The 25454-nt window shown below is 62.8% G+C and carries 29 protein-coding genes and 1 pseudogene; 8 read left to right on the forward strand and 22 right to left on the reverse strand.

What is annotated here, in order from left to right; all coding sequences use genetic code 11:
• Positions 1-107 (forward strand): annotated as a pseudogene (locus tag DQW77_RS18660) (IS5/IS1182 family transposase); the annotation flags it as partial.
• A gap of 138 nt (positions 108-245) precedes the next feature.
• The gene (locus DQW77_RS16625) at positions 246-1931 is read left to right on the forward strand and encodes an acyl-CoA dehydrogenase family protein (RefSeq protein WP_113259365.1); all 1686 of its coding nucleotides are present in this window, start codon (positions 246-248) and stop codon (positions 1929-1931) included.
• Positions 1932-1950: 19 nt separating this feature from the next.
• Here DQW77_RS16625 and DQW77_RS16630 read toward each other — a convergent pair whose 3' ends face one another.
• The 6 genes from DQW77_RS16630 to DQW77_RS16655 all read right to left on the reverse strand — a co-directional run bounded on the left by DQW77_RS16630 (position 1951) and on the right by DQW77_RS16655 (position 8001).
• Positions 1951-2904 (reverse strand): SLAC1 anion channel family protein, encoded by a 954-nt coding sequence (locus tag DQW77_RS16630; protein ID WP_113259340.1) that lies wholly within the window; start codon positions 2902-2904, stop codon positions 1951-1953.
• Between the two features lie 28 nt (positions 2905-2932).
• Positions 2933-4255 (reverse strand): TRAP transporter large permease, encoded by a 1323-nt coding sequence (locus tag DQW77_RS16635; RefSeq protein WP_113259341.1) that lies wholly within the window; start codon positions 4253-4255, stop codon positions 2933-2935.
• Positions 4252-4836 (reverse strand): TRAP transporter small permease, encoded by a 585-nt coding sequence (locus tag DQW77_RS16640; protein ID WP_113259342.1) that lies wholly within the window; start codon positions 4834-4836, stop codon positions 4252-4254. Before DQW77_RS16640 ends, DQW77_RS16635 begins: the two co-directional genes overlap by 4 nt.
• 66 nt (positions 4837-4902) lie before the next feature.
• Positions 4903-5925 (reverse strand): TRAP transporter substrate-binding protein, encoded by a 1023-nt coding sequence (locus DQW77_RS16645; RefSeq protein ID WP_113259343.1) that lies wholly within the window; start codon positions 5923-5925, stop codon positions 4903-4905.
• Between the two features lie 165 nt (positions 5926-6090).
• A complete protein-coding gene (locus DQW77_RS16650) occupies positions 6091-6792 on the reverse strand; it encodes a fumarylacetoacetate hydrolase family protein (protein ID WP_113259344.1) in 702 nt (233 codons plus the stop codon).
• Positions 6793-6858: 66 nt separating this feature from the next.
• Complete coding sequence (locus tag DQW77_RS16655; RefSeq protein ID WP_113259345.1) at positions 6859-8001, reverse strand: alpha-D-ribose 1-methylphosphonate 5-triphosphate diphosphatase; 1143 nt, start codon at positions 7999-8001, stop codon at positions 6859-6861.
• Between the two features lie 50 nt (positions 8002-8051).
• Between DQW77_RS16655 and DQW77_RS16660 the strand changes: the two genes are divergently transcribed.
• A complete protein-coding gene (locus DQW77_RS16660) occupies positions 8052-8738 on the forward strand; it encodes a DUF1045 domain-containing protein (protein WP_113259346.1) in 687 nt (228 codons plus the stop codon).
• Here DQW77_RS16660 and phnN read toward each other — a convergent pair.
• From phnN to DQW77_RS16680, 4 genes are read right to left on the reverse strand one after another with little or no spacing between them, the layout of a single operon-like run.
• Positions 8720-9268, reverse strand: a complete 549-nt coding sequence (gene phnN, locus DQW77_RS16665) for a phosphonate metabolism protein/1,5-bisphosphokinase (PRPP-forming) PhnN (RefSeq protein ID WP_113259347.1) — start codon at positions 9266-9268, stop codon at positions 8720-8722. The genes DQW77_RS16660 and phnN overlap by 19 nt on opposite strands.
• Positions 9265-9948, reverse strand: coding sequence for a phosphonate C-P lyase system protein PhnL (phnL, locus tag DQW77_RS16670; RefSeq protein WP_113259348.1), 684 nt, complete (start codon positions 9946-9948; stop codon positions 9265-9267). The genes phnN and phnL overlap by 4 nt, the downstream gene beginning before the upstream one ends.
• Positions 9949-9951: 3 nt before the next feature.
• The gene (phnK, locus tag DQW77_RS16675) at positions 9952-10722 is read right to left on the reverse strand and encodes a phosphonate C-P lyase system protein PhnK (protein WP_113259349.1); all 771 of its coding nucleotides are present in this window, start codon (positions 10720-10722) and stop codon (positions 9952-9954) included.
• Positions 10719-11591: an alpha-D-ribose 1-methylphosphonate 5-phosphate C-P-lyase PhnJ gene (locus DQW77_RS16680; RefSeq protein ID WP_113259366.1), complete on the reverse strand. Its 873-nt coding sequence runs from the start codon at positions 11589-11591 to the stop codon at positions 10719-10721. The genes phnK and DQW77_RS16680 overlap by 4 nt, the downstream gene beginning before the upstream one ends.
• A gap of 103 nt (positions 11592-11694) precedes the next feature.
• Here DQW77_RS16680 and DQW77_RS18665 point away from each other — a divergent pair, with 103 nt between their 5' ends.
• A complete protein-coding gene (locus DQW77_RS18665) occupies positions 11695-11823 on the forward strand; it encodes a hypothetical protein (RefSeq protein WP_258523895.1) in 129 nt (42 codons plus the stop codon).
• A gap of 14 nt (positions 11824-11837) precedes the next feature.
• Here DQW77_RS18665 and DQW77_RS16685 read toward each other — a convergent pair whose 3' ends face one another.
• From DQW77_RS16685 to phnG, 3 genes are read right to left on the reverse strand one after another with little or no spacing between them, the layout of a single operon-like run.
• On the reverse strand, positions 11838-12923 hold the full coding sequence (locus DQW77_RS16685) for a carbon-phosphorus lyase complex subunit PhnI (protein ID WP_113259350.1): 1086 nt from the start codon (positions 12921-12923) through the stop codon (positions 11838-11840).
• 4 nt (positions 12924-12927) lie between these two features.
• Positions 12928-13491, reverse strand: a complete 564-nt coding sequence (gene phnH, locus DQW77_RS16690) for a phosphonate C-P lyase system protein PhnH (RefSeq protein ID WP_113259351.1) — start codon at positions 13489-13491, stop codon at positions 12928-12930.
• Positions 13491-13934, reverse strand: a complete 444-nt coding sequence (gene phnG, locus DQW77_RS16695; protein WP_113259352.1) for a phosphonate C-P lyase system protein PhnG — start codon at positions 13932-13934, stop codon at positions 13491-13493. Before phnG ends, phnH begins: the two co-directional genes overlap by 1 nt.
• Before the next feature lie 92 nt (positions 13935-14026).
• Here phnG and phnF point away from each other — a divergent pair, with 92 nt between their 5' ends.
• Positions 14027-14749: a phosphonate metabolism transcriptional regulator PhnF gene (gene phnF / locus DQW77_RS16700; protein WP_113259353.1), complete on the forward strand. Its 723-nt coding sequence runs from the start codon at positions 14027-14029 to the stop codon at positions 14747-14749.
• Between the two features lie 82 nt (positions 14750-14831).
• Positions 14832-16004, forward strand: coding sequence for an alpha-D-ribose 1-methylphosphonate 5-triphosphate diphosphatase (locus DQW77_RS16705; protein WP_113259354.1), 1173 nt, complete (start codon positions 14832-14834; stop codon positions 16002-16004).
• 201 nt (positions 16005-16205) lie between these two features.
• On the opposite strand, the gene DQW77_RS16710 is transcribed toward DQW77_RS16705, so the two are convergent.
• From DQW77_RS16710 to phnC, 5 genes are all read right to left on the reverse strand, one after another.
• A complete protein-coding gene (locus DQW77_RS16710; RefSeq protein WP_113259355.1) occupies positions 16206-16823 on the reverse strand; it encodes a chloramphenicol acetyltransferase in 618 nt (205 codons plus the stop codon).
• Positions 16824-16976: 153 nt separating this feature from the next.
• Complete coding sequence (gene phnE, locus DQW77_RS16715; protein ID WP_113259356.1) at positions 16977-18326, reverse strand: phosphonate ABC transporter, permease protein PhnE; 1350 nt, start codon at positions 18324-18326, stop codon at positions 16977-16979.
• 4 nt (positions 18327-18330) lie between these two features.
• Positions 18331-19188, reverse strand: a complete 858-nt coding sequence (gene phnE, locus DQW77_RS16720) for a phosphonate ABC transporter, permease protein PhnE (protein WP_404947946.1) — start codon at positions 19186-19188, stop codon at positions 18331-18333.
• An 80-nt stretch (positions 19189-19268) separates the two neighbouring features.
• The gene (gene phnD, locus DQW77_RS16725) at positions 19269-20174 is read right to left on the reverse strand and encodes a phosphonate ABC transporter substrate-binding protein (RefSeq protein ID WP_113259358.1); all 906 of its coding nucleotides are present in this window, start codon (positions 20172-20174) and stop codon (positions 19269-19271) included.
• A 61-nt stretch (positions 20175-20235) separates the two neighbouring features.
• A complete protein-coding gene (gene phnC / locus DQW77_RS16730; protein ID WP_113259359.1) occupies positions 20236-21060 on the reverse strand; it encodes a phosphonate ABC transporter ATP-binding protein in 825 nt (274 codons plus the stop codon).
• Between the two features lie 152 nt (positions 21061-21212).
• On the opposite strand from phnC, the gene DQW77_RS16735 reads away from it, so the two are divergent.
• Both DQW77_RS16735 and DQW77_RS16740 read left to right on the forward strand, forming a co-directional pair.
• A complete protein-coding gene (locus DQW77_RS16735; RefSeq protein ID WP_113259360.1) occupies positions 21213-21743 on the forward strand; it encodes a TetR/AcrR family transcriptional regulator in 531 nt (176 codons plus the stop codon).
• A 6-nt stretch (positions 21744-21749) separates the two neighbouring features.
• Entirely contained in the window at positions 21750-22142 is a 393-nt protein-coding gene (locus DQW77_RS16740; RefSeq protein WP_113259361.1) for an META domain-containing protein, read from the forward strand.
• 157 nt (positions 22143-22299) lie between these two features.
• Here the strand turns inward: DQW77_RS16740 and recO are convergent, their stop codons facing one another.
• From recO to era, 4 genes are all read right to left on the reverse strand, one after another.
• Complete coding sequence (gene recO, locus DQW77_RS16745) at positions 22300-23037, reverse strand: DNA repair protein RecO (RefSeq protein ID WP_113259367.1); 738 nt, start codon at positions 23035-23037, stop codon at positions 22300-22302.
• A gap of 258 nt (positions 23038-23295) precedes the next feature.
• Positions 23296-23823, reverse strand: a complete 528-nt coding sequence (locus DQW77_RS16750) for a universal stress protein (RefSeq protein ID WP_113259362.1) — start codon at positions 23821-23823, stop codon at positions 23296-23298.
• Positions 23824-23925: 102 nt separating this feature from the next.
• Entirely contained in the window at positions 23926-24258 is a 333-nt protein-coding gene (locus tag DQW77_RS16755) for a DUF1491 family protein (RefSeq protein WP_113259363.1), read from the reverse strand.
• A gap of 70 nt (positions 24259-24328) precedes the next feature.
• Complete coding sequence (gene era / locus DQW77_RS16760) at positions 24329-25234, reverse strand: GTPase Era (RefSeq protein WP_113259364.1); 906 nt, start codon at positions 25232-25234, stop codon at positions 24329-24331.
• Positions 25235-25454: the final 220 nt, after the last annotated feature.

Below are 25454 nucleotides of genomic sequence, written 5' to 3' on the forward strand. Positions count from 1 at the left end.
TCAATAAGATCAAACGCTTCCGCAGGATCGCATTGCGTTGCGAGAAATCCGTCAGCTCATTCAAAGCCTTCGTTGATCTCGCATGCGCAATGGCTTGGATCAGCTAAATGCAGACGCCGCCTAGCGCTGCACTGCAAAAAATCAACGCGCAACTTTGCAACAAATCCCCTGCATATTTGGCATTAATGTTGCGCTGCATCTGCAAAATGGCTACCAAGAGCGCGTTCACGGAAAGGATGCGATTCATGGCTCATGACGGACAGGATACGGTCACCCGCGACTCCATCGTTCAAGACGATCTGCTGAGCCTCACGGCGAACGCGATCGCCCCCGCGGAGGAGGTCTTGGACACCGCCCGCGACATCCTCCGCGCCAAGGTCACCGCGGACGGTCGGGTATCCGGCAAACTTGTGGAAGCGCACCAGACAGCCGCGCACGGGCTGGCATGGCTTGCCACCTATGTCGAGGCCTTGCGGCAAATGCAGGATTGGGCCAGACGCCTGACCGAGCAAGGTAGATTCGGTGAGACGGAACAATTGCTGCACCAGATCGCCTTCGGCGAGTACCTCGCACAAATGCGCGGCGGCATACAAATGAACCAGGGCGAAATCCTGCGCCTCTCCGATCTCGGGCTGAGCACCGACCAGGCGGCCGCCCTCATGACCCCGGCGGTGGGAACACTGGTACAGCACGGCAATACCCAGCAGGCGCGCACCCGTCTCGTCGAGTTGATGCAGGAGCGCAGCGCCGAAATCACCGTGGGCGATTGTGGCCTTGACGACGAACTGGAGATGATCCGCGAACAATTCCGCCGATACGCCATCGAGCGGATTGAACCTCATGCTCATGAATGGCACCTCAAGGATCAACTCATACCGATGGAAATCATCAGGGAACTGGCCGAAATGGGCGTTTTCGGCCTGACCATCCCCGAAGACTACGGAGGCCTTGGCCTGTCCAAGGCGTCCATGTGCGTCGTGTCCGAGGAACTGAGCCGCGGGTATATTGGCGTCGGCTCTCTGGGAACCCGGTCCGAGATCGCCGCCGAACTTATCCTCGCCGGCGGTACGGATGAGCAGAAAACAAAATGGCTTCCAGAACTTGCCAGTGCCGAGAAGCTGCCCACGGCCGTCTTTACCGAACCCAATACCGGATCCGACCTTGGAAGTCTTCGTACACGCGCTGTCCGGCAAGCAGACGGCTACCGTGTCACCGGTAACAAGACATGGATCACGCACGCGTCCCGTACCCACGTCATGACGCTTCTGGCGCGCACCGATCCCGAAACCGCCGATCACCGTGGGCTTTCCATGTTCCTCGCCGAAAAGACGCCGGGCGACGACGATACGCCCTTCCCGACCGAAGGCATGTCCGGCGGAGAGATCGAGGTGCTGGGATACCGTGGCATGAAGGAGTATGAGCTGGCCTTCGACAATTTCCACGTCAAGGAAGAAAACCTTCTTGGCGGCGAGGAAGGCAAGGGCTTCAAGCAGTTGATGGAAACGTTCGAGTCCGCCCGCATCCAGACTGCGGCGCGCGCGATCGGCGTGGCGCAATCGGCGCTGGACGCCGGGATGCAGTATGCCCGGGATCGCAAGCAGTTCGGCAAGCCGCTGATCGCGTTTCCCCGCGTTTCCGGCAAGCTGGCGATGATGGCCGTCGAGATCATGGTCGCCCGGCAGCTGACCTATTTCAGCGCATGGGAAAAGGACAATGGCCACCGCTGCGACCTCGAGGCCGGGATGGCCAAGCTCCTCGGAGCGCGGGTGGCCTGGGCGGCGGCGGATAACGGCCTGCAGATTCATGGTGGCAACGGTTTCGCGCTTGAATATGGCATCAGCCGTATCCTGTGCGATGCCCGCATCCTCAACATTTTCGAGGGCGCCGCGGAAATCCAGGCTCAGGTGATCGCGCGCAGACTGCTGGGATGAGGCAACGCGCTGTGGCCGGTCAGAAAAGATTGCCCTGCCACAGCCCCCTCAACGTCCGCCAGACCAACCCCGCAAGGATCAGGCAAAGCGCCGCAAGCAGCCCAAGGCCCAACAAGCGGTGTGGCGTGTTTTCTGCCATCTGCGCATACCTCAGGCTGGCGACCGTAATCCCGGCGACGGGAAATGAAAGCGCCCAGAAGGAAAGAGAGAAACTCAACCGCAGGATGCGCGGCAATTGCATCGCCACCACAAGCGCGAAAAAATAGGCCCCGTTCAGGAGAATACGGGCAAATGCATCCACGCCGCCCGTCAGTTCCACCCATCCGAGGAAAGCCACCGAAGGTGGTGCCACCAGGATCACGAGCGTCGGCTGAAGCCGCTGCGGCAGGGGATCGTGAAAGATCAGCCTGTTCACGACCAGCGTCAGCAACACGATCCAGAAAATCAGGCCGACCGACATGAAGAACCAGCAAAGCTCGGTGTAACCCAGAGGAACGCCGGCGATCGGCACGATCACGTTCCCCACGGCCGGTATGAACCATGCCGGCGAAAGATGCCCGTGCAGGAACGACCGGGCGCTGATCCACCGGCTGATCACGGCCAGGGTCAACACACCCTGCAGGGCCGCCGCGACGATCCACATGGCAGCCGCGAGGGCAAGTGACCGGTCCAGTGTCGCGGCCGCCAGAAGGAGAAGCGAGATCGAGATGGCGGGGAAAAAGGCCAGCCTGTCAGGATCATCCCATTCCGCCCGCACTGCCGGAAAGTGCAGAAGCAGCTTGAGCAGGTAAAGCCCTGCGGTCAGGGCGAAGACGGCCAGTGTTACAAGATACGCAACGGTGGAAATCACCGCCGTCAACCCCATCGCCTCCTCGCCCGCGGCAAGCCCCAGTGCAAGACCGCACATGCCCATCACGATCGCGAATATGGTTACCGGGAGTCTTCCGGCAACTTCGAATGTCCTTGCGATCATGCCGCACCTCTTTCCGGATGACATGGCTTCAATGCAGCAGTCTGAGGAGGAAAAGCGTTATCCCCGGGAAGATCACAAGTATCGTGACCCGCACCACGTCAGACAGCACGAATGGCAGGACCGCCTTGTAGGTATCCATCATGCTTGTACCGCGATCCATCGAGTTGATCACGAACAGGTTCATGCCCACGGGCGGCGTGATCAGCCCGACCTCGACCACGATCAAGACAAGGATTCCGAACCAGATCGCCAACTCCTCGCCGGTCATGCCGAAATCGAGCTGCGAGATTATGGGAAAGAATACCGGGATCGTGAGCAGGATCATCGAAAGACTGTCCATCAGGCAGCCGAAAAGCAGGTAAAGTACCAGAATGACGCTCAGAATCGCCCAGGGGCTGTAGCCCAGACCGATCACGTATTCCGAAAGCTCCTGCGGTACCCGGCTCAGTGCCAGAAAACCGTTGTAGAAGGCCGCCCCGAGAATGATGAAAAAGATCATCGCCGTGTTGCGCGCGGTGGCCTCGAAACTGCCGGCCAGTGTGCGCCAGGTCAGCCCCCCGTTGAAAAGCGCGATCAGACCGGTACCGGCGGCCCCCACTGCGGCGCCCTCGGTCGGGGTGAACCAACCCCGATAAATCCCGCCGACCACCAGAAGAAACACCAGCAGCACCGGCCAGACCTCGAGGAGGGCACGAAAACGGCTGCGCATGGGCAGTGCGTCACGAAGCCCGGCGGCGCCGGGATTGAGACGGACATATATAGAGATCGTGATCATGTAACCGACCGCGGCCAGACCCCCGGGGATTACGGCAGACAGGAACAGCTTGGCGATGTTCTGTTCGGTCAGGATGGCATAGATGACAAGGATCACCGAAGGCGGGATCAGTATGCCCAGCGTCCCGCCCGCGGCCAATGTGGCGGTGGAAAAGCCCCCCGAATACCCGTACCGCCGCAGTTCCGGAAGGGCCACCTGCCCCATCGTGGCCGCTGTGGCAAGCGATGAACCGCAGATGGCCCCGAATCCCGCGCAGGCCCCCACGGCCGCCATGGACACCCCACCGCGCAAATGGCCAAGCCAGGCCTCGGCAGCCTTGAACAACGCAGTGGACATGCCGCCAAGGGTGGCGAAATGGCCCATGAGCAGAAACATCGGAACTATGGACAGGGAGTAGCTGGAAAAGGTTGAATAGGTCTCGGTCTTGAGCTTCGCAAGCGCCACGGTCGTCCCGTCGGTGACCACGTAGAGACCACCAAGACCGACCAGGAACATCGCCAGCCCGATCGGCACCCGCATGAAGATCAGGCCCATCAGCACCGGAAAAGACACGATTCCGATCGCCAGATCGCTCACCCGTCCACCCCTTCCTGACCGGGCAGAACGGCACGGCCGGAAAGCGCCTCGACCACGCGCATCGCGGCAACATAGACCGCGACCAGTGCCGCCAGGGTCGCTGCCGCGAAACTCGCTGCATAGGACCACCAGACCGGCATCTGCAAAAGGAACGTCGTTTCGTTATAGCGGATCTTGTCCTGCATCCCCTCGAACAACCGCCAGGCAATCAGGATCAGCACCAGCGCGAAAGCGATATCCACGATCATCTGGATGACCCGGTTGACGGATACCGGAAAACGCGAGGTGAAGATATCCACAGTGGCATGCCCATTCATGATCTGACAAAGGGGCAGGAAGGCGAAGATCGCGAAGGCGACCCCGGCCTCGACCAGTTCGAAATCCCCAAGGATCGGCCCCACGCCGAGGTCCAGGATCCATTCGGAAAGGTGCGGAATCCATGTTTCGGAAAAGGGCGTATGCAGGATCGAATTCAGCAAACGCCCTGTCACCGAAACACAGGTGAGCACGATCAGAAGGGTCAGCACCGCGCCGCCGATCATTGCCATCGCGCGCGCCAGGAAGATTACCGACCTCTGCATGACCAATCCTGTCCTGCGGACCGAAACGGCGACGCGCCCCCGGCAGGACACGCCGCCAGTCGCGGGTTACTCACTGTGCTTGGCGATCAGGGACTCGGCCTGGTCAACCAGCGCCTGACCGTCAAAACCCTTGCCATTCATGTCCTCGATCCAGTTCGCCTTCACCTTGGCAGCAGCACCTTTCCAATCGGCGACCTGATCGGGGTCCAGATCGATTATGTTGTTTCCAAGCTCCTCGGCGGCTTCGCGCGAGGGGCCATCGGCCTTGGCCATCATCTTGCCGCCAAGCGCCGAAAGGTCCGCCCCCGAGTTGTCGTCGATCACCGCCTTGAGGTCATCCGGCAGGCTGTCATATTTTGCCTGGTTCATCGCGAAGATGAACGCCGTGGTATAGAGGGCCTCGCCCCCGAACGTCGTGTGGTTCGTCACAAGTTCGGGCACCTTGAGCGCGCCGGTCACTTCCCAGGGGATCACGGTGGCGTCGATCACGCCCTTCGAAAGTGCCTCCGGGACGGCCGGGACCGGCATGCCCACAGGGGTGGCCCCCAGTTCCGACAGCATACCGGTAATGATGCGGGTCGGTCCACGGACCTTCATTCCGTTCAGATCCGAAATTTCGTTCACCGGCTCCTTGGAATGGATCACGCCCGGCCCGTGAACCCAGACACCGAGCATCTTCATGTCCCTGAAATCGCTGTCCATCATGTTGGCCTCGGCGAACTCCCAGTAGGCGCGGGACGTGTCCTCGGCATTGGTCATGATGAACGGCAGTTCGAAGACTTCGGCCTGCGGGAAGCGCCCGGGGGTATAGCCCGCGACTGTCCAGATGATATCGGCCACGCCATCAACCACCTGGCTGGCCAGTTCGGGCGGCTTGCCACCCAGTTGCATTGACGGGAAATGCTGTACCTCGATACGTCCGCCGGATGCCTCTTCGATGCGTTCGGCCCACGGCAGAAGGATCAGCTTGGGCACATTGGCCTGCTCCGGCAGGAACTGGTGCATCTTGAGGGTCACCTCCTGGGCGAACGCTCCGCTTCCCAGTACCGCGATAACTGCGGAAAAAGCAGCCTTTTGCAAGAATTTCATGGTTCTTCCTCCCTGTTTTTTTTCCAGCCTCGTCATTGGCTGTGGCGTGTTGCCGGTTCCCTGACTCCGACATTCCATGGTCTGCATAACATATGGAAGGCCGCCGGTTTGCAACAATCAACCCGCATTTCCCGGCCGGACATGCCGTTGCCGGGCAGCCGGAGGTCAGGGGGCGGCGGTAACGGTCACGGAAAGCGGCGACAGCCCTGTCACGGTCCCTTCCAGAACGCTTCCCGCTTCCACCGGCCCCACTCCGGCCGGGGTTCCGGTGAACAAGAGATCGCCGGGCCGCAGGTGATAGTAACGCGAAAGATCCGATAAGAGTTCCGGCACCGTCCAGATCATGTCGGACAGGCGGGCATCCTGCACCCGCGCACCATCAAGGTCCAGCGTGATGCGCTGATCCCCGATCGGCCCGAATTGTTCCGCGCGCGTGATCGCGCCCATGATGGCGGCATTCTCGAAATCCTTGCCCAGATCCCATGGCCTGCCTTTGGCCTTGGCCGCGGCCTGAAGGTCGCGCCGCGTCAGGTCGATGCCACAGCCAAAGCCATACACCGCCTGCATCGCGTCCTCCCGGCTCACCCGAAAAGCCGGGGCGCCAATGGCAACGACGAATTCCATTTCGTGATGGCAGTCCCCGGTGCCCGGCGGATAGGGAACGCTGGATCCGGACAGGCAAAGCGCCCTGGCCGATTTGGTGAAGTAGAAGGGTGCCGAACGGTCCACCTCGTTGCCCATCTCGGCGGCATGGGCGGCATAGTTGCGCCCCACGCAGAATATCCGGCGCACCGGGAACAGCCGCGGTTCATCGACGATGGGAATGCCGGGCGGAGAGGAAAGATCAAACACTGTATTGCTTTGCATGAGACACCCGATTGCGGCAAATCGCGACCAGTTATGCGCACTGCCGCGAGGGGTGTCAAAGCCTCATCAGGCCACTCGCACGCCGCGCGACCAGACCGCGCGCAAAGCGGGCACATCACCGTGAAGCGCAAAGCGGACGAGATCCGCGCGTTTGCCCGGCGCGATCCTGCCACGATCGGCCAACCCCGAATATCGCGCCGGTTGCGCTGTCACCGTACAGATCCCGCGCGCCATGTCGCCCCACAGCACCCCGAGCCTTACCGCCGCAAGCAACAGGGCTGATGGCACGTAATCCGACGACAGGATATCCAGCAGATCGGCCTCGGCCAAATCCCGGGCGGCGACGTTGCCGGAATGCGAACCGCCACGGATCAGATTGGGGGCCCCCATGATGACGGCGATGCCCATCTCGCGGCAGGCTTTTGCGGCCTCCATGGTGGTTGGGAACTCGGCCATGCCGATCCCGTGCCCATGCGAGACCGCAACCTGGTCCCGGGTCGTGTCGTCATGGCTGGCCAGAACCGCACCGTACCGAGCGGCCTCAGCCACGGCGGCCGCCTCATGCCGGTCGCCGTTGGCAGCGCGCATTTCCTTCAACTGGGCAACATGGGCCTTGAATTCGGCATCGCCGAGGGCGTGTTTGCCCTTCATGTAGGCCTCCAGCTTGGCAATGTCGCGGAACTGGCGCTGTCCCGGCGTATGATCCATCAGGCTGACGATGCCAACACGATCCGCAGGGCCGAACTCTGCCATTTCCTCGACCAGTGTTTGCGAACAAACTTCCGCGCGCAGGTGCAGGAAATGGCTGATCCTGAGCACATCCGCGGCGCGCAGGGCCATCAACTCGCTTGCGAGGCCGCGCGCGTATTTCTGGTACCGGCCGTGGCCATCGGGAATAGATCCCACGCGCATGGCATCGAAAACGGTTGTGATACCCGTCCCTGCGAGTTCGGCGTCATGGGCCAGGATCGCGGCGTCATGGGGCCAGTCAACCTTTGGGCGCGGCTGAATGTGACGCTCAAGGTTGTCGGTGTGTAGTTCCACCAGACCGGGAGCAAGGTAATCACCCTCGCAGTCCTGTGCGCCGGGCGGCACCGAAGCTCCGGTTGCGAAATCCCTGATCCACCCGTCTTTCAGGCACACCGAACCGGTGACAACCTCGTCAGGCAGGACCAGAGTGGCATTGGCGAGGACTATTTCCTGTGTCATCAAGCTGTGACGCTTTCCTGAAAGATCGTGGGCATGAAGGAGGCCGGAAGTTGCAGTTCGAAAGGTACGCGATCTATTTCACACCCCCGGAAGGCGCGTTTGCGGATTTCGGCATGGCCTGGCTTGGCTGGGACATGGCGGCGGCACGGCGCGTCGCGCACCCACCGATCGACGGCCTGCCGATGCCGATTGCCGATCTGACGGAATCGCCGCGCAAATACGGGCTCCATGCCACGATAAAACCGCCCTTCCGTTTGGCAGATGGCACCAGTGCCGAGGAACTGGCAGGGTCGCTGGGGGATTTCTGCGACACTGTCGCGCCGATCCCCCTGAACGGGCTGGACGTCGCGCGCATCGGGCGGTTCCTGGCGCTGGTTCCGCGGGGGAACGCCGAAGCCCTTGAGGCAATGGCAGCACGCGTCGTGCGCGAGTTCGACGTGTTTCGTGCGCCCCCCTCGGAAGCAGAGATCACGCGCCGCAGGGCTGCGCACCTGACGCGGGAGCAGGAGGCCAATCTGATTGAATGGGGCTATCCTTACGTCATGGACCAGTTTCGCTTTCACATTACCCTGACCGGAAAACTGCCACGAAGCACCGCCGAGACAACCCGCAAGATTCTGGCCGGGACGCTGGACGGTATCCTCCCCGAGCCCTTCGACATCGATGGTCTGAGCCTTGCCGGCGAAGACACCACGGGACTGTTCCACCTGATCCATCGCTACACCTTTTCGGGATAAAGCTGATCGAGAACCGCCCTGACCGTATCTCGCAGCGGGCCGTCATTGGCAACGTGCACGACTCTCTCCAGACCATCCGGCAAACCGTTCCCGGCGCGCCTCAACCGGGCGGATATTTCTTCTGCGGGCTCACGGCCCCGCGCGGCCAGGCGCTCTGCCAGGACATCGGGCGGGGCCGTCAGGTTGAGCGTCACGAACCCGGCAAACCGGCGCTGCGCGTCCGGCAGCACCGCCCGGGACAGGTTGACAAGAGCGTCCTGTCCATCGGCCAGCACCTCCCGGACGTTCGCCGGTATACCGTAGCGCAGTCCGTGCGCAGGCCAGTGCAGTACGAATTCCCCGGCGGTGGCGCGCGCCCGGAAATCGGCCTCCTCGAGGCCCGTGAAGCATTCGCCACCCACCGAGGCGGGGCGCGTGATGCACCGGCGCACGATGTGCAAATCCGGCCGTGCGGTGGCAAGCGCCGCCATCACGGTATCCTTGCCCACCCCCGACGGGCCGACAACACCAATGAGCCGGCCACCGGTCACGCCGGCACCCGCGGCGCAAACGCGCCGACGTCGACTTCGCGGTCACAAACTTGTCGGCGCGCTTGCGCATCATGGAAGATGCCGATGATCGCGACGCCACGCTGCTTTGCTTCCAGGATCATCTGTAGGACCGTCTCACGATTGACAGGATCAAGGCTGGCTGTCGGCTCGTCCAGAAGCATTGCCGGATATGCATGGGCAAAGCCGCGGGCAATGTTGACGCGTTGCTGCTCTCCGCCCGAAAAGGTGGTCGGGCTGAGTTGCCACAGCCGTTGCGGCACATTGAGACGCTCCAGGAATGCCCCGGCGCGCGCGCGGGCCTCTTGCCGCGACGTGCCGACAGCCAGCAGCGGGTCGGCCACCACGTCGAGCGTGGGCACGCGCGGCACCACCCTCAGGAACTGGCTGACATATCCCAGAACATGCCGGCGCAACGTCAGTATTTCCCGCGGGCTGGCGCGCGCCACATCCAGATCACCCACCATGATGTGCCCGGACGCGGCAAGGTAGTTGCCGTAGATCATGCGCATCAACGTGGATTTCCCGGCCCCCGACTCGCCGGTCAGGGCGACGCATTCGCCCGCGGCCACAGTCAGGTTCGCCCCCTCCATCACCGGGATCACGGCGGCGTCCTGATTGTGCAGTGTGAAGGTCTTCGACAAATTCGATATTTCCATCATGGCTCAGACCTGAAGAACGGAGGAAACGAGAAGTTGCGTGTATTCATGCTGCGGATCGTCCAGCACCTGATCGGTCAGGCCGCCCTCGACCACGCGACCATCCTTCATCACCATGAGACGGTCTGCCAGAAGCCGCACCACGGCCAGATCATGCGTCACGATGATTGCCGAAAGCCCCATCTCGCGAACCAGTCCGCGCAAGAGATCCAGAAGCCGGGCCTGAACACTCACATCCAGCCCGCCGGTCGGTTCATCCATGAAAACAAGCCGCGGCCCCGTCACCAGATTGCGCGCGATCTGAAGGCGTTGCTGCATGCCGCCGGAAAACGCGCGGGGCCTGTCATCCACACGATCATCGGGGATCTCGACCCGTCCCAGCCAATCCAGCGCCTGCGTACGGATTTCACCATAGTGCCTTTCACCGACAGCCATCAGCCGTTCGCCCACATTTCCGCCCGCACTGACCCCCATGCGCAGCCCGTCGCGCGCATGCTGATGGACGAAAGCCCAGTCGGTCCGGCCGAGCATCCGCCGTTCGGGCTCCGACATCTTCAGCGTGTCGCGCGGGCCCTCGGCACGGGTGTCGAAAAGAACCTCGCCGGCATCAGGAGCCAACTGGCCGGCGAGGCAGCCGAGGAGTGTGGATTTTCCCGATCCGCTCTCCCCGACGATCCCCATGACTTCACCCGGGTAAAGCTCGAAGGAGACATCGGCGCATCCGATCCGGGGTCCGTAGGATCTGGAAATATCCCTGACCTGCAAAAGTGGCGTCATGAGCAAGCCTCGGTCATGTCCGGGGAATTCAGTCCGGGTGTCGCGGACGCGCGCCGCGTGCGGCAGTAATCGGTGTCGGAACAGACGAACATCCGCCCGCCCGCGTCATCGGTGATCACCTCGTCGAGATAACTGTCGCGGGACGCGCAAAGATCGCAGGCATGGTCGGCCTTCGAGGGAATGAACGGGTGATCTTCGAAATCGAGGCTGACCACACGAGTATAGGGCGGCAGGGCATAGATGCGCTGCTCGCGCCCGGCACCGAAAAGCTGGATCGCGGGGCAGTCGCTGAGCTTGGGATTGTCGAATTTCGGAATCGGCGATGGATCCATCACGTAGCGTCCCTCCACCTTCACGGGGTAGGCATACGAGGTGGCGATTTCACCGTGACGGCTGATATCCTCGTAAAGCTTCACATGCATCAGCCCGTATTCCTCGAGGCTGTGCATCTTCCGCGTTTCCACTTCTGATGGCTCCAGAAACCTCAACGGCTCGGGAATTGGCACTTGATAGACGAGGATCTGATCCTCGGTGAGCGGCGTTTCGGGAATGCGATGCCGTGTCTGGATCACGCTGGCCTGTGCGGTTTCGTCAGTCGTGGCGACCCCGGCCGTCCTTTCGAAGAACCTGCGGATCGAAACGGCGTTGGTCGTATCGTCGGCACCCTGGTCGATGACCTTGAACGTATCTTCCGGCGTGAGTGTCGCGGCACTGACCTGCACACCGCCCGTGCCCCAGCCATAAGGCATCGGCATCTCGCGCGAGGCGAAGGGAACCTGGTAGCCGGGGACCGCCAGCGCCTTGAGGATCGCGCGGCGGATCATGCGCTTGGTCTGCTCGTCGAGATAAGCGAAATTGTACGCGTCCATTTCCTGACCCTGATCCGACATCTTGTTCCACCCCTCAGACATCAATTCGCCCTCTTTTTCCGATAGCCGGGTTACGTTCACGCAACCAATCGGAGTAAAGACCATGACAACCAACATCACGATCGCGCTTCTGGCGCTCTTCACCGGCCTGCTGATCAGCAAGATTCTCAAGCACAGGGCCTCCAGGGACGATGAGGCCATGGCCGACAAAGGCGACATCGCACAAGGCTGAAACAGCGCCGCGCATCATTTCGCGGCCTCGGACAGGGCGGCGCCGGTTTCGGCCCGCAGCCTTCGCACGAGTTCCAGCTCGGACTGGAAATCGACATAATGGGGCAGCTTGATATGCTCCAGAAACCCGGTTGCCTGGATGTTGTCGGCGTGCATCAGCACGAATTCCTCATCCTGCGCCGGCGCGCCCTGATCCTCCTCGCCCAGTTCCTTCCAGCGCAGCGCACGATCGACCAGCGCCATTGAGATCGCCTTGCGTTCGGTCTGGCCAAAAACCAGGCCGTAACCGCGTGTGAACTGTGCCGGTTCGGTCCTGGAGCCGGTGAACTGGTTGACCGTCTCGCATTCGGTTAGGGTAATCTCACCGATCTCGATGGCGAAGCCCAGTTCGGGGATGTCCATCTCGACCGTCACGGCTCCGATGCGCAGCTCCCCCACGAAGGCATGGTTGCGCGCATAGCCACGCTGCGTCGAGTAGGCGAGGCCCAGAACGAACCCCTCGTCGGCCCGCGTCAGCGCCTGAAGCCGCAAAGCCCTGCTGGCCGGAAGCTCCATCGGTTCACGGGTCAGGTCCGGCGGATCCTGCGCATCGTCCTCCTCGGTCTGTATCAGGCCCTCACGGTTCAGGAATCCCGTCACATGCGGCACCGAATCGGCCCCGCAATCCGCCTGCGGGGCTTCCGGGGCTTCCCCGTCCGCGGCAAGCCTGAAGTTCAGGAGGCGGTGCGTGTAGTCGAATGTCGGGCCGAGAAGCTGACCGCCCGGAACGTCCTTGAAAGTGGCCGATATACGCCTGTCGCAAAGCATTTCGCCCGTATCCACAGGGCGCGAAGCGCCAAACCGTGGCAGGGTCGTGCGATAGGCGCGGATCAGGAAGATCGCCTCTATCATGTCGCCACGGGCCTGCTTGATCGCAAGCGCGGCCAGGCCGGCATCATAAAGAGACCCCTCGGACATCACGCGATTCACCGCAAGGCCGAGCTGTTCGCGAATCTGATCCACGGAAAGGTCTGCCACCGCAACGTCGCCGCGCCTTTCCTCCGCCAGCCACGCGTGTGCATTGTCGATCGCGGCCTCGCCGCCCTTGACTGCCACATACATCGGTTCAATCCACCTTCGTGCTTCGCGGTATCGCGGCAAGCCGGGTACCGGCGGTGAGGAAAAAATCCAGACCGAGCGGAAAACGCGCCGCATTCCGGGCGAATTCGATCTTGTCAGGCAGATCAAGCGTCGCAGTTGTGGATATACCGGGGCCGCGCAACGTGGCACCGCGCGCCGTCAGCTCAGGCATTTCCACGATCAATGTCGCCGACCTGTCCGGATATTCGGACGTTCCGATGCGGTACTCCCCAAGCGGCAGAAGGTCCTCCCAGCATCCTACGGCAAACTGAGCCTGCCGACGCCCGGCAAAAGGCGCCCCGGTATGAAAGGCAATCCATTCACGAACACCCTGCGTGTCATGCGCACCGGCAAGGTGAATCGGTGTTCCGGGATCGCAAAGCGTCAGGATCAGGGTTCCCGCGGCCGACGAAAGCGGTGAAGGCGGCGCGGCCACATCAGTGGTTCTTATCCGCCCGGGGCGGGCCATCGCCTCCATCGCGGCACGAAAGGACCGCGCGGCATCGACGGGCGTGTCGCGGAACCCGCCCTCCAGCACATCCGCCCGCATCAATCTTCTCCCCTTGCCATTGTAAAGAAATCCACTTTTGTCGCGGCGGCCTTGGCGGCCCGGTTGGCCCGCGCCGCTTCGAGCCCCTCACGCAGCGGCTTAAGCAGATCCCTTTGCAACGTCTCCGCAATGTCGGTTTGCATCAAAGCATCGACAAGGGCAGCACGTAACGCGTGGGACTTGTCACGCCCCTGAACGTAGCCGTGCCCCACCTCTCCGTCCGGGAGACGCAGGGAACAGCGGGTGACGGTCATTTCGCCGATATTGAAGGCCGCGCCGGTGGCGCCCGCCCGGCCGCGCACCATCACACCGCCGATCTCGGGTTGTCGCAGGACCGTGTATTCCGGCTCCAGCCCGAACTCGTCCCATTTCTCTTCGAGCGTCCGGGCCGGAACCCTGGCCAGAAGGCCCATCCAGGTTTGACGCGCGGTGCTGTCGGTCATCTAGACACCTTGCGGATTTGTTGATTTATCTATACAACTAGACAAATACACCCTTGAACTCGAACAGGCAAGTCCGCGGGAATGAAGAATTCATGACAATGGCCAAACCACGCACGGCAATCTGGAAGACGATCCATGCCACCCTGACCGGTGACATTGCGCAGGGCCGCTATGGCCCTGGCGACAAATTGCCAACGGAAGCCGCATTGGCGCGGCGCTTCGGCGTCAACCGGCACACGGTCAGGCGGGCACTTTCCATGCTTGCGGAAGAAGGTATCGTTCATCCGCGCCGTGGCGCGGGCGTCTATGTCGCGCAGACGCCCACCGAGTACCCGCTGGGCCGCCGCGTCCGTTTCCATCAGAATCTTCAGGCTGCGGGCCGCATGCCGGCCAAGGAAATCCTGTCGCTCGAAACCCGTACGCCGGACCGGCGCGAGGCCGAGGCGCTGAGTCTGCCGGGGTCGGGCAGGGTCCATGTCTACGAGGGGCTGTCTCTGGCCGACGGTCAGCCCATCGCGCTGTTCCGCAGCATATTCCCGGCGGCACGATTTCCGGACCTGCCCGAAGCCCTGCGACGGAAGCGGTCGGTCACCGCCGCACTCGGGGAATATGGCGTCAATGATTACACACGCGCCTTCACCCGGCTTACGGCAAAGCTGGCCACGCCGACACAGGCGTTGCAACTGAATTTGCGTGAAGGCGCGCCGCTGATGCGCACGGTTTCGGTCAACATAGATCCCCAAGGCAAACCGATCGAGTATGGCCGGACATGGTTTGCCGGCGACAGGGTTACCCTCACGCTCGCAGATTCGTGATGTTTTCCAACTCCTTGTCACGCCGGCGATACAAAGATGCGGTATCCGTTCCCTCCAAATCGACGCGAGCAGGGCCAAACCGATGACACGTCTTGACCTGCGCCTGACCGGCGCGACCACCCTTCGTGAAGGCGAGATGCAGCAACGCACCGTTGCCATCGAGGATGGTTGCATCAGCAAGGGACCGCTGCCCGATGTGGATCTGACCGGATACCTCGTTCTGCCCGGTATTCTGGACATGCATGGCGATGCCTTCGAGCGCCATATCGAACCGCGTCCCGCAACCGCCTTCGGTTTCTGCGATGGGCTTGTCGCGACCGACCGCGACGCGGCCGCGAACGGTGTCACCACTGCATGGCTGGCCCAGGGCTGGTCATGGGAGGGAGGGGCCCGCAGCCCGGATTACGCCGAGGGGTTCCTCGAATGCATGTCGGCCTACAAGTCACGGATGAAAACGGATATCCGCGTGCAGATCCGTTGCGAAACCCACACTGTCGATAGCGAACAACGGCTGCTCGAGACGATCCGGAAACACGATATCGGGTTTGTCGTTTTCAACAATCACCTTGAACAAGCCCTTCAGGACGCCGATGACGCTGCGGCGCTCGCGGCCGCGGCGCGGGCGGCGGGACGGTCGGCGCAAACGCACCGAGCCGAACTCGAGGCGGCGCGGCGACAGGGCCACGCGGTGCCACGCTACCTGTGCCGGCTGGCATGCGCCTTCGATGATCTGGGCGTGATCTATGGCTCGCATGATGATCCCGACGCGGAAACGCGCGAAACCTATGCGATGATCGGGGCCAAGATCTGCGAATTCCCGGCCGCACGCGCGGCGGCGAAACTGGCCAAGGCTGTGAACGATCCGGTGATCATGGGCGCGCCCAACGTCGCACGGGGCGCATCACAGGCCGGCAATGTCTCGGCAACCGACCTGATCGCGGCAGGGTACTGCGATGCGCTGGTCTCGGACTACTATTACCCGGCCCTGGCAAAGGCGGCATTCACGCTCGTGGATCAAGGGATTGTCGAACTGCCCGCGGCCTGGCGGATGATCTCGGAAACACCAGCTGAAATCATGCGCCTGCCTGACCGGGGCATCATCGATCATGGAAGACGCGCCGACCTGGTCATTGTCAACGCCGCGACGCGCGAGGTCGAGGCGACAATGGTTGCCGGCTGCATCACGCATCTCACAGGAGAAGCGGCACGCCGTTTCCTGAGGACCTCGAGCCGGCTGGCCATCGCCGCGGAATAGCGGGTTTCATCGAAAATTCACTGCCCGGTCATGGCTGTGTCGTGCCGGGAAGGTCTGATGGATCCATATTCACGTCCCCGGTATTTCAGCACCAATCAGGCGGCCCCTCTGCGGGCCGCCGCGTTTGTGCGTCCTGCCCATTCAGGAGGATGTCACCCCGCGGCCTGATCACGTCCGCGGTCGCAATGCGGTGGTCGCAACTCATCCGCCGTGTTTCTCGAGGAACCCCTCGGCCCCCAGGCTGCGGAAATCCTCGAGCGCCGCGCGCAGGGTTTCATGATCCCAGTCCCACCATGCCAAAGCCACAAGTCGTTCGGCCAGGGATGGGCACAGGCGCGCGCGTACCTTACGGGCCGGGATTCCGGCCGCGATTGTATAGGGGGCAACATCACGCGTAACGATTGCTCCTGAAGCCACTACCGCCCCGTGGCCGACCGTCACCTCCGGCTTGATCTGAGCATCATGGCCGATCCATGTGTCGTGGCCGATCAACGCGCGGCGCATGCGGCGCGTTTCGAACCAGTCCGGATCGTCTTCCGCATTGTCCCAGTAACTGGCCGAACGATAGATGAAGTGGTGGAGGCTGGCGCGGTCAAGCGGGTGATCCGTGGCGCCAATCCGCACGAAACTGGCGATATTGGCGAAACGTCCGATTTCGGCATTGGCGATGTCGCAATAACGGTCACAGTAGGAATAATCCCCGATCACCGAGTGCGAGATGCGGCTGCCACGGCCGATCTCGGTGAACCGGCCGAAATCGCTGTCCGCGATTTCGCAATCGGGATGAATCAGCGGCGTGTCGGCGGAAAGTCTCGGCATGGGTCTACTCCGTAAATCACGATCATCGCAGGAAAGGCGGCCCCGGGGGCGCTCGTCAAGCCGGGCCCGGCTTGCCTCGCCAAAATGTCAGCCGGGACCCGGCGGGACTTCATCTTTCCCGAAATACTCCCGCCGGAGGCCGCCCGGAGAGTGTCACACACCCCCGGCATCGGATTGGATGAGCTTGCGTCGCAGCCATCCTGACACCGTATCCATCAACATTACCATCAGAATGATGAGAACGATGTAATAGCTCACCTCTTCCCAGTCCTTCTGGGTGATTATCGCCTGCGTGAGCATAAGCCCTATCCCGCCCCCGGTAATGGCACCGATGATCGTGGCGCTGCGGGTGTTGGACTCGAGGTAATAGAGGAGTTGGCTGAGCAGGACCGGAGTGATCTGGGGGATGACACCGAAACGGTAGCGCTGAAGCGGGCGGGCCCCGGTGGATTGAACGCCCTCGATCTGCTTGTTGTCCACGTTTTCCAGCGCCTCCGAGAAGAGCTTGCCGAAGGTGCCGGAATCGGTGAGCAGGATGGCGAGACTGCCGGTCAGCGGCCCGGGTCCGAAAGCGCGCGCCAGAATGATCGTCCAGATCAGCGCATCGACCCCGCGCACGAAATCGAAGAACCGCCGCACCGCGAAACGCACCGGCATCAGCCGGTTGAAGTTGCGCGCCGCCACGAAGGCCAGCGGCAGGGCCAGCATCGCCGCCCCCATCGTGCCGAGGAAAGCCATGAGAATGGTCTCGAACACGGCCCACATCACGTCCTTGTGCTGCCACATCCGGTTGTTCCAGATGTCATGCGCGATCGCCGCGATGTTGCTGCGGCCCTCGACCACGCGCTCACCGGAAAACGCCAGCCCGGCCAGTTCGAAGAAGCTCTTGCCGTAGAACGGACTGTCTAGGGTGAACCAGAACAGCTCCCAGCCGAACTGATAGCGCATCACCTCGGTTCGTGCCTTGGTGAGCGTTACGCGGCCCGCCTCGGTGGTGATGTCGACCCGCGAAGAGGTGGCGCTGATCCAATCGGGCACCCGTGCCTCCGGCAGGTCAAGCTGCACGCCTTCGCGGCGCGATACCTCCGCTGCGATCACGCCGTAGCCGGGCACGTCGTAGCGCATGGTTGGCCCGTCGATCACCACCTCATGGCCGTCCTCGAGCGTGACCACTGCGCGGTCCTCGCCCTGCTTGCTGACCCAGTCCGGGCTCATTCCTTCCGGATACGTGCCCTTGTTCTCGCCCTCCACCGCCATGGTGATGCCGCCAGTGCGGTTGTCGCGGGTGATGTGGGTCTTGTGGCTGTAGCTGTCGGCCACGAGGATGCGGGCATTGTCAAGCCGCGCCCGATCCGCGAGACCGGGAATATCGAAGGCGAAAAAGACATAGACAAAGTAGGCCAGAATCACCGCCGGCACCGAAAATGCCTGCACCTTCTTGCGGCGGAAATGGCGCATCATGTCCGGGACGGTGCCCGGGGCATCCTGTGTCAGAGTGGTCATGGGCCTATCCTTCGCCGATCAGTTTGTTGCGATAATACCCGGAAAGCTGGTCGAAGAAGACGATCGTGCCGAAGAGCAGCAGGAAGATGGCCGCCACCTCGTCATAGCGGCCCTGGCCCCAGCTGAAGGCATTCTTGAGGTCATAGCCGATGCCGCCCGACCCAACGAACCCCAGGATTGCCGACGCGCGGATATTGATCTCGAACCGCAACAGCGCATAGCTCAGGTAATTCGGTGCCACCTGCGGCATGATCCCGAGCCACATGCGCTGTGACCATGAGGCGCCGGCCGATTGAAGCCCCTCGACCGGATTGAGGCTGGCATTCTCGTTGACCTCGGAAAAAAGCTTGCCGAGCGCGCCGACAGTGTGCAGCGCAATGGCGATCATCGCCGGCACCGGCCCGCCCCCGAGGATGAAGATGAGCACCAGCGCGATCACGATCTCGGGTATCGCGCGCATGATGTCCATGAGACGCCGGAAAAGCGGGATGAGGCGCGGCCAGCGCGCCAATCCGCGTGTCGACAGCAGCGAGATGACAATTGCCAGGATCGCCCCCAACAGCGTGGAGGCGGCCGCGATATTGATCGTCTCTATGAGCGAGGGCAGGAACTCCCACATCAGGGCGGGCAACAGGGCGATTTTCTCGCCTGCCTCGCTCAGCACCTCGCCGGGGAAGGTGAAGATGTTGGTTATGCCGTCCCAGAACCCGCCGGCATTGCGATCATCGGCGACAATGAACCCCGAGGCCATCAGCGCGATGAACACCACCAGCATGATGCCGCTGTACATCCGCTTGCGGCGGGTCATCTGCATGTAGGCGCTCTGCACCTCGTCCACGCGCCCGGCCGGTGCGCCCGTCATGCTGGTTTCAGTCATGCTCTTCCCCAATAGTGAGGGCCGGGCCCCGTTTCGGAGCCCGGCCCGGTGTCAGCCTGTCGGGCTTACATCTTGGATTTGCGCGCCTCGATGATCGACACATAGGCGTCATGATCGATGGGCTGGAAACCAAGCGCCTTGCCGGCCATGAAGTTGTAAGCGCAATCGGCATCCATGTAGGGCAGGGACGCCGTCAGCGTGGTGATGTCGATCTTCACACGCTCGGGCAGTTCCTTGCGCAGAACGATCGGGCCTTCGGGGATCGGCTTGGACTGCCAGATCTGAACCAGCTGGTTCATGTCCACGAGGCCGGCATCGGCGGCCTTGCGCAGCGCGCCGGAGTTATAGCCGTCTTCCCATGCACCCATGCCGTCGGCCCAGGTCACGCCCGCGTCGATATCGCCATTGGCGACCGCGACGATGGTCTGCTCGTGACCGCCGGTGAACTTGACCTCACCGAAATACTCGCCCGATTCCATGGTGATCTCTTCGCCTTCGGTCGGAATCTCGATCGACGGGATCAGGTAGCCGCTGGTCGAGTTCGGATCGCCGAAGCCGAAGACCTTGCCGTCCATGTCGTCGAGCGAGGTGATGCCGCTGTCCTTGCGGGCGAAGCCGACCGAGTAGTAGCCGTAGGACTTGTCCATGTTGGTCTTGACCATGATCGGCTCGACGGCGTCCGGATCGGTCAGGTAGGTCTTGGCATAGGCCGAGGCGCCCAGCCAGGCCATGTCGATGGTGTCGCCCAGCAGGCCCTGGATCACGCCATCGTAATCGGCGGGGGTGAAGAGCTTCACCGGCACGCCCAGCAGCTCCTCGGCCGCGGCGCGGTAGCACTCGTTGCTGGCCATGCGATCCTGCGCGTTCTCGCCGCCCAGCACGCCAATGCGGAATTCCTCGATCGTGTCCTCGGCCAAGACGGGGCCGGCCAGGACGGTGGATGCCACGAAGGCGGCAATCAGTTTTTTCATGGTGTTCACTCTCTCCGATTGGGGTTGCACCCGCGCGCCGGGGCACACGGGATCAGGATACTCAAACCGCGGCCTCGGCCTCGCGCAGGGCGCGGAGCTGGCCGCGGTCGAGTGTTTCGATGCTTGTCGAGGTGCTGTCCTCGCTGAAACTCGCGTCAGCACCGTAGATGTCGCGCGCCGCACCGGTGGTCAGCTGCTCGGGCGTGCCGTCAAAGACAATCCGGCCCTCACGCATGCCGATCACCCGCTCACAATAGCGGCGCGCGGTGTCGAGCGTGTGCAGGTTGGCGATGACGGTCCGCCCGTCCTCTTCGTGGATACGGCGCAGATCCTCCATCACCAGCTGGGCGTTCATCGGGTCGAGGCTGGCGATGGGTTCGTCCGCCAGAACGACCTTTGGGTCCTGCATCAGGGCACGGGCGATGGCGACACGCTGCTGCTGGCCGCCGGACAGGGCCTCGGCACGCTTCGGCGCGTGTTCCGCGATACCCAGCCTGTCAAGGATCCCGATGGCATGATTGATGTCGGCATCAGGATAAAGATTGAACATCGTGGCCAGTGTCGAGCGTCGGTTCAGCGTGCCGTGGAGAACATTCGAAACCACGTCCATACGCGGCACAAGATTGAACTGCTGGAAGATCATCGCGCATTCGGATTGCCACGCGCGCTTGGCGGCGCCCTTCAGCGCAGTGATTTCACGCCCTTCGAACACGATCCGGCCCGAGCTTGCGTCGCTGAGGCGATTCATCATCCGCAACAGGGTGGATTTGCCTGCCCCGGAAGCCCCGATAATTCCGACCATCGCCGGTTTGACAACCTCGAAACTCACGGCATCCACGGCCGTGTTCCGGCCGAATCTCTTGGTCAGGTCTTCGATGTTCAGCACGTCAGCACCCCCGGTCTTTCGGCCCCGGTCCTAGGCGTGCTTCCCGAAGCCTTTGCGACAAACCGGTAAAACTTTTGTGACGATCACCGGAAATGCTGCGCTGCGGCATGACGTCTCTTGCGCCGGTGCGAGCGGGCACGTATTCATTTCGCATGAACCGATCCCCAAATACGAGACTGAGCCGTCAGGACTGGGTGATTGCGGGGCTTGAGGCCCTGCGGGCGGATGGTCCGGCGGCCCTGAAGGCCGAGGCGCTGGCACGCGGGCTGGGCACGACGAAGGGATCGTTCTACTGGCATTTTGACGATCTGCCGGCATTTCAAGCGGCACTTATCACCGCATGGGAGGAAACGGCGCAGCCGGAAACGATCGAGGAGTCCGAGATTTCCGACCCTGTCCCGGCACTGCGGCAAGAGGCACAGACGCTGGCGGTGCGCGACGGTACAGATGCGGCAATGCGCGCCTGGGCTCTGTCCGACGGGCGTGCGTCGATGGCGGTTGAACGGGTCGAGGCGGCGCGCGCGGCGCGGTTGGGCCGGCTTCTGAAGGAAACCGGCATCGGAAACCCGCAGATGGTTCGGTTGATCCAGGCGACTGGTGCCGGCATGGCCCTGATGCCCGAGGGGCCCAAAGACATCGAGACGATGGGATCGCTTGTCGATCTTATCGTGGCGCTGCGGTAAGGCGCCATGCGCTGGCCCCTGATCCTCGTGGCGTTCCTGGGGCTGGACATGTGCCAGCGGGACGAAACGGTTTCAGGCCACGGCGGCGGGGCTTCGGAATGGACCCTTGTCAGCATTGACGGGGCGGCCTTCGAGGCAAGGGCGACAATGGAGTTTCCCGAAGAGGGTGCGATTGCCGGGAAAGGGCCCTGCAACAGCTATCGCGGCGAACAAACCGCCCCCTATCCGTGGTTCGACGCGGACCGCATCAGTGCCACCAGACGAGCCTGCCCCGAACTGGAGGCCGAGGCCCGGTTCCTTGAGACGCTGACCGCGATGAAGCAGGTTGAGGTGGCTGGCGGCACCCTGATCCTCAGCAACGACGCGGGCCGGGAAATGGTGTTCCGGGCTTCAGATTGAGACGGTCGCCGCCCCGCATGGACAGGCCGAAGCGCCTTGATCCAATGGAATGCAGCACGCTTGCGCCGGCCGGGTCCGTGTCTGCCGGCAGGACAGACATCGTGGCGCGCGCGTCTACCGGACTATCACGGCCGCGTTCCCGTTTCGCCCAAAAGCCTCAGCCGGCCGCTGCCTGTGCCGCAAAGCGGGCCGCGAAACGGTCACGCGCCTCCGGCAGCGGTTTGTTGGCAAGCTGCGGCGCGAGGTGATGCCGGAGGAAATATCCGGTAGTGCGCAGTCCTTCGGCGATTTCGGTATCCGGCGCCGGCCCTTCACCCAGCAGACAGGGCGGAAGGGGCAACAATCGCTCGGCCCACTCTCCCGCACCCGCGCTTGACACCGCCCGCCCGGTACGCGGCGATACATAACTCAGGTCGTTCGCACCCGGCCCAAGCACGGCACAGGCCGAGAGATCAAGGCCGAAACCCATCTCGTCAAGCAGGGCGAGCTCCCATTTCAGGTAGGCCAGCGGCCAGACCTCGCGTTCCTCCAACAGGTCGAGAAGCATCTCGGTACGACGATACAGAGTCGGCTGCGCCTCGCGTTCCGGCAGCGTGAACAGAAGCAGCCCGACCACTGCGTTGAGCCCGGCCAGCAAGAGCCGGTCCGACATCGAAGCCGCCGCGCGCGAGCGCACGGGCTCCACGGTCAAGCTGCCGATATGCGATTCGAGCCGCGCCCGCCACGTCAGATCCAGTTGCGCGCCGGGCTGCAGGATCGGCGCCATCCGCCGCGAGGCGCCGCCACGCACCACCCCGGCATGGCGCCCGTGATGGGCCGTCAGAACCTCGATGATCGCCGCCGCTTCTCCGTGCCGCCGCACCGACAGCAGAATACCGTTGTCGCGCCACTCCATCGCCGCCCCCTTGCCGGTGTTGATCCAACACCGGAGCGTGCCGTCTGCCAAGCACGGGTACAAGCCGCAAGAGCCCCGGCCTCGAGTGCCAACAGGGTACGATCCTACCGTCCATCAAGGCCGGGCACAACGACAAGAAGGCCCTGCCGAAGACGCACAAAGGAACCCGGCTCGCGGTTCGGACCGCGCCCGATCATCCGATCGCATACGCACCGGGCAATCGGGCGGGAATCAGAGCATGTGCCGCAGCCCCGGGGCTCAGCGAACCGACACGACCGTGACCTCGGCCTGCTGTGTGACTTTCTGTGCCACGCTCCCCTGGAGCATGCGGCGCAACCGGCCCAGCCCACGATGGCCGACCACGATCATGTCTGCACCGTTTTCCTCGGCCATGTCGATAATTGCGTCCGCCGCATCCCCCTGGGAAGTAGCGGTATCAACGTCCTTGACGCCCTTGTCGCGGGCACGGTCGGCGGCCCGGCGCAAGACCTCTTCGCCGACAAGCGTGATGGCGCGCACCACGTCACCCTTGGGACGCGACGGACCGAAAAGATCACCCGCCGATCCCGACAGGGACCGAAAATCCACCTGCGTTTCCCGGCTGACATGCTCGGCGATGTGTTCGACCTCGGCCATTCGTGACAATTCCGCAGCCGGACGACCGAACTGATGGACATGGCCTATCGTCAGCTTGGCGTCGAATTTCGCCGCCAGTTCCGCGGCCAGATCCACCGCCTGCATCGCGGTATCGGACCCGTCCGTTGCGACAAGAATGTGCTTTTTCATGATAACCTCTCCCTTCGCGGCACTTCATGCGCCGAACCCTGGCAGGATAGGTCCGGAACACCGGCGCCGCATTGACACGGGTCAAACACCTGCAGCCGCGTGTCAGTCCGAAAGACCGGTCTCGTCCAGAAGATGGCGGCCCGCACGGTCCTCGACCTCGATCACCCAAAGGTCGGGGTCGAAGTCCTGCTGGCGCGCGATCGCGGCATCGACCGATGGTTCGTCGCCGTGCGACAGCACCAGCCAGCCGCGCGCCCCCGTCGCCGGATCAAAGCTCCGTTGAAAGGCCTGCGCGCCTCCGTCCAGCGTGTTGAGCTTGACCAGAACGGCGCCGGCCGTGTCATCGCCGTGGGCGGTCACGAAGGCAGGTATTGCGCGCTGCCGCAGACGCGCCAGATAGGCATCCACCCAGAACCGGGCGGTCAGGCGGGTCATCGCCGGCCGGCAGTGAGGGGCCAGCCCCCCACACCCCCCGGAGTATTTCGGGAAAGATGAAACATGCGGGTCAGGCGCCGTCCCTGAATTCGAGTCCCATCTCGGAATATCTCTCGGCCTCGTCAAGCCAGCCCGGCCGTACCTTGATCTGGGTGAAGAGATGGACACGGCGACCGAGAAAGTCCTCCAGTTCCTCGCGGGCGGCGCGGCTCACGGCCTTGATCGTCTCTCCCCCCTTGCCCAGGACGATGCCCTTGTGACCGTCACGGCTGACATAGATCACCTGGTCGATCCGCGCAGAGCCGTCCTCGCGCTCCTGCCAGCTCTCGGTCTCGACAGTCAGTTGATAAGGCAGTTCCTGATGCAGCCGCAACGTCAGCTTTTCGCGGGTGATCTCGGCCGCGATCATGCGCACCGGCAGATCGGCGACCTGGTCCTCGGGATAAAGCCACGGGCCTTCGGGCAATCCCCGTGCCAGCCAACTGCGCAGATCGTTCACACCGTGCCCCTTCTCGGCGGAGATCATGAAGGTCTCGTCGAAGGTGAAACGGGCATTGAGCTCCCCGGCCAATCCTAGGAGCGCCGCGGATTTCACCCGGTCGATCTTGTTTATGGCCAGTGCCACCTTGCGTCCCCGCGCCACGTCCGGAAGGCCGTCCAGAATACGCCCGACGCCGTCGGTCATTCCGCGATGTGCCTCGACAAGCAGCACGATGACATCCGCATCGGCCGCCCCTCCCCATGCAGCGGCGACCATTGCCCGGTCCAACCGGCGGCGGGGTCGGAAAAGGCCGGGCGTATCGACGAAGATCATCTGGCTGTCGCCCTCGAGGGCGATGCCGCGGATGCGCGCGCGGGTGGTCTGGACCTTGTGGGTCACGATCGAGATCTTGGCGCCCACCACGTGGTTGAGGAGCGTGGACTTGCCGGCATTCGGCTCTCCGATCAGGGCGATGAATCCGGCACGTGTAGTCATGATGGCGGGTCCTGTCTTGCGAGAGCGTGGGTGTAACGCATAAGGACACGCCCCGCCAGACATTGTTGCGTTACGGCTTGGCTGGAGAAGCCTTGAACTGATGCGGTGGATGCCCCCACCTGACGGCATCCTTTATGCCATAATAGTTCGATTGGAACTTAGCGGAGGGCACACCGATGACGACGAATATCAGCATGCTGGCGATCGACCTGGCGAAGGG

Origin of the sequence: Roseovarius sp. TE539 (genome assembly GCF_003298505.1) — a bacterium.
Lineage (GTDB): Bacteria > Pseudomonadota > Alphaproteobacteria > Rhodobacterales > Rhodobacteraceae > Roseovarius.

Excerpts from the sequence above, each read along its gene's own strand:
- DQW77_RS16625 (WP_113259365.1), top strand. The coding sequence starts at position 246 with ATGGCTCATGACGGACAGGATACGGTCACCCGCGACTCCATCGTTCAA.
- DQW77_RS16630 (WP_113259340.1), bottom strand. The coding sequence starts at position 2,904 with ATGATCGCAAGGACATTCGAAGTTGCCGGAAGACTCCCGGTAACCATA.
- DQW77_RS16640 (WP_113259342.1), bottom strand. The coding sequence starts at position 4,836 with ATGCAGAGGTCGGTAATCTTCCTGGCGCGCGCGATGGCAATGATCGGC.
- DQW77_RS16645 (WP_113259343.1), bottom strand. The coding sequence starts at position 5,925 with ATGAAATTCTTGCAAAAGGCTGCTTTTTCCGCAGTTATCGCGGTACTG.
- DQW77_RS16650 (WP_113259344.1), bottom strand. The coding sequence starts at position 6,792 with ATGCAAAGCAATACAGTGTTTGATCTTTCCTCTCCGCCCGGCATTCCC.
- DQW77_RS16655 (WP_113259345.1), bottom strand. The coding sequence starts at position 8,001 with ATGACACAGGAAATAGTCCTCGCCAATGCCACTCTGGTCCTGCCTGAC.
- phnL (WP_113259348.1), bottom strand. The coding sequence starts at position 9,948 with ATGATGGAAATATCGAATTTGTCGAAGACCTTCACACTGCACAATCAG.
- phnK (WP_113259349.1), bottom strand. The coding sequence starts at position 10,722 with ATGACGCCACTTTTGCAGGTCAGGGATATTTCCAGATCCTACGGACCC.
- DQW77_RS16680 (WP_113259366.1), bottom strand. The coding sequence starts at position 11,591 with ATGGACGCGTACAATTTCGCTTATCTCGACGAGCAGACCAAGCGCATG.
- DQW77_RS18665 (WP_258523895.1), top strand. The coding sequence starts at position 11,695 with ATGACAACCAACATCACGATCGCGCTTCTGGCGCTCTTCACCGGCCTG.
- DQW77_RS16685 (WP_113259350.1), bottom strand. The coding sequence starts at position 12,923 with ATGTATGTGGCAGTCAAGGGCGGCGAGGCCGCGATCGACAATGCACAC.
- phnH (WP_113259351.1), bottom strand. The coding sequence starts at position 13,491 with ATGCGGGCGGATGTGCTGGAGGGCGGGTTCCGCGACACGCCCGTCGAT.
- phnG (WP_113259352.1), bottom strand. The coding sequence starts at position 13,934 with ATGACCGACAGCACCGCGCGTCAAACCTGGATGGGCCTTCTGGCCAGG.
- phnF (WP_113259353.1), top strand. The coding sequence starts at position 14,027 with ATGACAATGGCCAAACCACGCACGGCAATCTGGAAGACGATCCATGCC.
- DQW77_RS16705 (WP_113259354.1), top strand. The coding sequence starts at position 14,832 with ATGACACGTCTTGACCTGCGCCTGACCGGCGCGACCACCCTTCGTGAA.
- DQW77_RS16710 (WP_113259355.1), bottom strand. The coding sequence starts at position 16,823 with ATGCCGAGACTTTCCGCCGACACGCCGCTGATTCATCCCGATTGCGAA.
- phnE (WP_113259356.1), bottom strand. The coding sequence starts at position 18,326 with ATGACCACTCTGACACAGGATGCCCCGGGCACCGTCCCGGACATGATG.
- phnE (WP_404947946.1), bottom strand. The coding sequence starts at position 19,188 with ATGACGGGCGCACCGGCCGGGCGCGTGGACGAGGTGCAGAGCGCCTAC.
- phnD (WP_113259358.1), bottom strand. The coding sequence starts at position 20,174 with ATGAAAAAACTGATTGCCGCCTTCGTGGCATCCACCGTCCTGGCCGGC.
- DQW77_RS16735 (WP_113259360.1), top strand. The coding sequence starts at position 21,213 with ATGAACCGATCCCCAAATACGAGACTGAGCCGTCAGGACTGGGTGATT.
- DQW77_RS16740 (WP_113259361.1), top strand. The coding sequence starts at position 21,750 with ATGCGCTGGCCCCTGATCCTCGTGGCGTTCCTGGGGCTGGACATGTGC.
- recO (WP_113259367.1), bottom strand. The coding sequence starts at position 23,037 with ATGGAGTGGCGCGACAACGGTATTCTGCTGTCGGTGCGGCGGCACGGA.
- DQW77_RS16750 (WP_113259362.1), bottom strand. The coding sequence starts at position 23,823 with ATGAAAAAGCACATTCTTGTCGCAACGGACGGGTCCGATACCGCGATG.
- DQW77_RS16755 (WP_113259363.1), bottom strand. The coding sequence starts at position 24,258 with ATGACCCGCCTGACCGCCCGGTTCTGGGTGGATGCCTATCTGGCGCGT.
- era (WP_113259364.1), bottom strand. The coding sequence starts at position 25,234 with ATGACTACACGTGCCGGATTCATCGCCCTGATCGGAGAGCCGAATGCC.